Origin of the sequence: Arthrobacter sp. Bi83 (assembly GCF_918698095.1) — a bacterium.
In the GTDB taxonomy this organism is placed as follows: Bacteria; Actinomycetota; Actinomycetes; order Actinomycetales; family Micrococcaceae; genus Arthrobacter.
Genome location: NZ_CAKKLY010000098.1, coordinates 1 through 5,728, shown reverse-complemented (window position 1 = coordinate 5,728; position 5,728 = coordinate 1). Strand labels below are relative to the sequence as shown.

The window sequence follows — 5,728 nt, the reverse complement described above, 5'->3', positions numbered from 1 at the left end:
TGTGTCTGTTGTTTGAGAACTCAATAGTGTGCCAAGTTTGTTGATACCGGTTTATTTTATATGAATTGGTTGAATTGACCAGGTTGCGCCGCCCCTGTGGTGTGGTCTGGTTTTTACAGCTGGTTTCAAATTTTGTGCAGCTTGGTTCCGCGTTTTCCCGTGGTTCCTGGTTGTGTCTGTTTTTTTCAACGGAGAGTTTGATCCTGGCTCAGGATGAACGCTGGCGGCGTGCTTAACACATGCAAGTCGAACGATGATCCGGTGCTTGCACCGGGGATTAGTGGCGAACGGGTGAGTAACACGTGAGTAACCTGCCCTTAACTCTGGGATAAGCCTGGGAAACTGGGTCTAATACCGGATATGACTCCTCATCGCATGGTGGGGGGTGGAAAGCTTTTTGTGGTTTTGGATGGACTCGCGGCCTATCAGCTTGTTGGTGAGGTAATGGCTCACCAAGGCGACGACGGGTAGCCGGCCTGAGAGGGTGACCGGCCACACTGGGACTGAGACACGGCCCAGACTCCTACGGGAGGCAGCAGTGGGGAATATTGCACAATGGGCGCAAGCCTGATGCAGCGACGCCGCGTGAGGGATGACGGCCTTCGGGTTGTAAACCTCTTTCAGTAGGGAAGAAGCGAAAGTGACGGTACCTGCAGAAGAAGCGCCGGCTAACTACGTGCCAGCAGCCGCGGTAATACGTAGGGCGCAAGCGTTATCCGGAATTATTGGGCGTAAAGAGCTCGTAGGCGGTTTGTCGCGTCTGCCGTGAAAGTCCGGGGCTCAACTCCGGATCTGCGGTGGGTACGGGCAGACTAGAGTGATGTAGGGGAGACTGGAATTCCTGGTGTAGCGGTGAAATGCGCAGATATCAGGAGGAACACCGATGGCGAAGGCAGGTCTCTGGGCATTAACTGACGCTGAGGAGCGAAAGCATGGGGAGCGAACAGGATTAGATACCCTGGTAGTCCATGCCGTAAACGTTGGGCACTAGGTGTGGGGGACATTCCACGTTTTCCGCGCCGTAGCTAACGCATTAAGTGCCCCGCCTGGGGAGTACGGCCGCAAGGCTAAAACTCAAAGGAATTGACGGGGGCCCGCACAAGCGGCGGAGCATGCGGATTAATTCGATGCAACGCGAAGAACCTTACCAAGGCTTGACATGGACCGGACCGGGCTGGAAACAGTCCTTCCCCTTTGGGGCCGGTTCACAGGTGGTGCATGGTTGTCGTCAGCTCGTGTCGTGAGATGTTGGGTTAAGTCCCGCAACGAGCGCAACCCTCGTTCCATGTTGCCAGCGCGTAATGGCGGGGACTCATGGGAGACTGCCGGGGTCAACTCGGAGGAAGGTGGGGACGACGTCAAATCATCATGCCCCTTATGTCTTGGGCTTCACGCATGCTACAATGGCCGGTACAAAGGGTTGCGATACTGTGAGGTGGAGCTAATCCCAAAAAGCCGGTCTCAGTTCGGATTGGGGTCTGCAACTCGACCCCATGAAGTCGGAGTCGCTAGTAATCGCAGATCAGCAACGCTGCGGTGAATACGTTCCCGGGCCTTGTACACACCGCCCGTCAAGTCACGAAAGTTGGTAACACCCGAAGCCGGTGGCCTAACCCCTTGTGGGAGGGAGCTGTCGAAGGTGGGACTGGCGATTGGGACTAAGTCGTAACAAGGTAGCCGTACCGGAAGGTGCGGCTGGATCACCTCCTTTCTAAGGAGCACCTACAGTCACCTTGCCTCATGTATGTGAGTGTGGAGGGGTTGTCAGGAGTAAAAGCCCGTTGCGCAGACGATTGTTCTGCGGCGGGTGCTCATGGGTGGAATATCAACGAATAGCGGCCGCGGGTTTCTTCTTCCTGCCTAGTACGGATGCTCTCTTCCCTTGTGGAGGGGCCGGTGTCCTGGAACGGTGCGGGGTTGGGGCTGGCGGTTTAGTGTTTGGCACACTGTTGGGTCCTGAGGCAACAGGGCCGGGGTTATCCCCGGTGTTTGTTTGTTTCTGGTTTCCTGGCTGCACCGAGCATGCACGGTTGGTTCCCTTTTTTTGGGGGCTGGTGTGTGGGGTGTGTGGTACGGGGTTGTTGTTTGAGAACTACATAGTGGACGCGAGCATCTTTTATAAGAAGCAATTTCCAAGAATATGAACCTGGATCTGGCTGCGCGTGATGGTGTCATCCTTTTGGGGTGGTGGTGTTGGGTGTGGCTGGTTTTCGTGGTTCTCTCGTGAATTAGTTTTTTGATCTTTTGTGGTCAAGTTTTTAAGAGCACACGGTGGATGCCTTGGCATTAGGAGCCGAAGAAGGACGTAGGAATCTGCGATAAGCCTGGGGGAGTCGATAACCGGACTGTGATCCCAGGGTGTCCGAATGGGGAAACCCCGCCAGGGGCGCGAGTTACCTGGTGACCCGCATCTGAACACATAGGGTGCGTGGAGGGAACGCGGGGAAGTGAAACATCTCAGTACCCGCAGGAAGAGAAAACAATAGTGATTCCGTCAGTAGTGGCGAGCGAACGCGGATCAGGCTAAACCGTTCCATGTGTGATAGCCGGCGGGCGTTGCATGGTCGGGGTTGTGGGACTTCCCATACTGTCTCTGCCGGGGCAGTGGGGTGAGAGTGTGAGTATAGGTGAACGGTCTTGAAAGGCCGGCCGTAGAGGGTGTGAGCCCCGTAACCGTAATGCTGTGCACCGCCTGGGAGGGATCCCAAGTAGCACGGGGCCCGAGAAATCCCGTGTGAATCTGTCAGGACCACCTGATAAGCCTAAATACTCCCTAATGACCGATAGCGGACCAGTACCGTGAGGGAAAGGTGAAAAGTACCCCGGGAGGGGAGTGAAACAGTACCTGAAACCGTGTGCTTACAATCCGTCGGAGCCAGTCTGATTCTGGTGACGGCGTGCCTTTTGAAGAATGAGCCTGCGAGTTAGTGTTACGTCGCGAGGTTAACCCGTGTGGGGAAGCCGTAGCGAAAGCGAGTCTGAACAGGGCGTTGCAGTGGCGTGATCTAGACCCGAAGCGAAGTGATCTACCCATGGCCAGGTTGAAGCGACGGTAAGACGTCGTGGAGGACCGAACCCACTTCAGTTGAAAATGGAGGGGATGAGCTGTGGGTAGGGGTGAAAGGCCAATCAAACTTCGTGATAGCTGGTTCTCCCCGAAATGCATTTAGGTGCAGCGTTGCGTGTTTCTTACCGGAGGTAGAGCTACTGGATGGCTAATGGGCCCTACAAGGTTACTGACGTCAGCCAAACTCCGAATGCCGGTAAGTGAGAGCGCAGCAGTGAGACTGTGGGGGATAAGCTTCATAGTCGAGAGGGAAACAGCCCAGACCACCAACTAAGGCCCCTAAGCGTGTGCTAAGTGGGAAAGGATGTGGAGTTGCGAAGACAACCAGGAGGTTGGCTTAGAAGCAGCCATCCTTAAAAGAGTGCGTAATAGCTCACTGGTCAAGTGATTCCGCGCCGACAATGTAGCGGGGCTCAAGTACACCGCCGAAGTTGTGGATTTCAGATATTAGCTAAGCCGCCCCTCGTGGGTTGGTTCAGGCGTCTGGAGTGGTAGGGGAGCGTCGTGTGGGCAGTGAAGTCGCGGTGTAAACCAGCGGTGGAGCCTACACGAGTGAGAATGCAGGCATGAGTAGCGAAAGACGGGTGAGAAACCCGTCCGCCGGATGATCAAGGGTTCCAGGGTCAAGCTAATCTGCCCTGGGTAAGTCGGGACCTAAGGCGAGGCCGACAGGCGTAGTCGATGGACAACGGGTTGATATTCCCGTACCGGCGAAAAACCGCCCATGCTGAACAGGGGATACTAACCGCCCGAGACCTGACCAATCACCCTTGTGGTGTGCGGTTTTTGGTGGAGCGCGGGACCTGATCCTGGGAGGCAAGCGTATTAACAGGTGTGACGCAGGAAGGTAGCCGAGCCGGGCGATGGTTGTCCCGGTCCAAGGATGTAGGGCGAACGGTAGGCAAATCCGCCGTTCATGATGCCTGAGACCTGATGGGACTCCCGTAAGGGGGGATTCGGTGATCCTATGCTGCCTAGAAAAGCATCGGCGCGAGGTTTTAGCCGCCCGTACCCCAAACCGACACAGGTGATCAGGTAGAGAATACTAAGGCGATCGAGAGAATTATGGTTAAGGAACTCGGCAAAATGCCCCCGTAACTTCGGGAGAAGGGGGGCCCCAACCTTGAACACCACTTGCTGGTGGGAGGGGATCGGGGCCGCAGAGACCAGGGGGAAGCGACTGTTTACTAAAAACACAGGTCCGTGCGAAGTCGCAAGACGATGTATACGGACTGACTCCTGCCCGGTGCTGGAAGGTTAAGAGGACCGGTTAGCCGCAAGGCGAAGCTGAGAATTCAAGCCCCAGTAAACGGCGGTGGTAACTATAACCATCCTAAGGTAGCGAAATTCCTTGTCGGGTAAGTTCCGACCTGCACGAATGGAGTAACGACTTCCCCGCTGTCTCAACCATAAACTCGGCGAAATTGCAGTACGAGTAAAGATGCTCGTTACGCGCAGCAGGACGGAAAGACCCCGAGACCTTTACTATAGTTTGGTATTGGTGTTCGGAGTGGCTTGTGTAGGATAGGTGGGAGACGTTGAAGCCCGGACGCCAGTTCGGGTGGAGTCATCGTTGAAATACCACTCTGGTCACTTTGGACATCTAACTTCGGCCCGTAATCCGGGTCAGGGACAGTGCCTGATGGGTAGTTTAACTGGGGCGGTTGCCTCCTAAAAAGTAACGGAGGCGCCCAAAGGTTCCCTCAGCCTGGTTGGCAATCAGGTGTCGAGTGTAAGTGCACAAGGGAGCTTGACTGTGAGAGAGACATCTCGAGCAGGGACGAAAGTCGGGACTAGTGATCCGGCGGTACATTGTGGAATGGCCGTCGCTCAACGGATAAAAGGTACCTCGGGGATAACAGGCTGATCTTGCCCAAGAGTCCATATCGACGGCATGGTTTGGCACCTCGATGTCGGCTCGTCGCATCCTGGGGCTGGAGTAGGTCCCAAGGGTTGGGCTGTTCGCCCATTAAAGCGGTACGCGAGCTGGGTTTAGAACGTCGTGAGACAGTTCGGTCCCTATCCGCTGCGCGCGCAGGAAATTTGAGAAGGGCTGTCCTTAGTACGAGAGGACCGGGACGGACGAACCTCTGGTGTGTCAGTTGTACTGCCAAGTGCACCGCTGATTAGCTACGTTCGGATGGGATAACCGCTGAAAGCATCTAAGCGGGAAGCTCGCTTCGAGATGAGATTTCCATACACCTTGTGTGTGAGAGGCCCCCAGCCAGACCACTGGGTTGATAGGCCGGATGTGGAAGCGAGGACTAACGACTCGTGAAGCTGACCGGTACTAATAGGCCGATAACTTACACCACACACCATTGGTGAACGGATTCAAAAGACGTTCACACCCACAATGGTACGAAGATAACAAGACTGCCCGCGTCCACTATGTGGTTCCCAACCAACAAACCCGTTGCTTGAGAACCAACAACTGAATAACACAACACCACACCCTGGGCCACCCCTCGAAACAGAGGAACGGCACGGGAAGTTGTAACCACCAGATTTCCCAACCCCCCAGGGGGTTCGGGTACAAGGGTTACGGCGGTCATAGCGTGGGGGAAACGCCCGGTCCCATTCCGAACCCGGAAGCTAAGACCCACAGCGCCGATGGTACTGCACCCGGGAGGGTGTGGGAGAGTAGGTCACCGCCGGACA

The 5,728-nt window shown here is 55.5% G+C and carries 3 rRNA genes; all 3 read left to right on the top strand.

The features are described 5' to 3' along the window. The first annotated feature begins 185 nt into the window (after positions 1-185). Positions 186-1,711 (top strand): 16S ribosomal RNA (locus LQ144_RS22605). Positions 1,712-2,248: 537 nt separating this feature from the next. Beyond that, a 23S ribosomal RNA gene (locus tag LQ144_RS22600) occupies positions 2,249-5,382 on the top strand. 228 nt (positions 5,383-5,610) lie between these two features. Beyond that, positions 5,611-5,727, top strand: a 5S ribosomal RNA gene (gene rrf / locus LQ144_RS22595). The 16S, 23S and 5S rRNA genes sit together here, the layout of an rRNA operon. Position 5,728 lies beyond the last annotated feature (1 nt).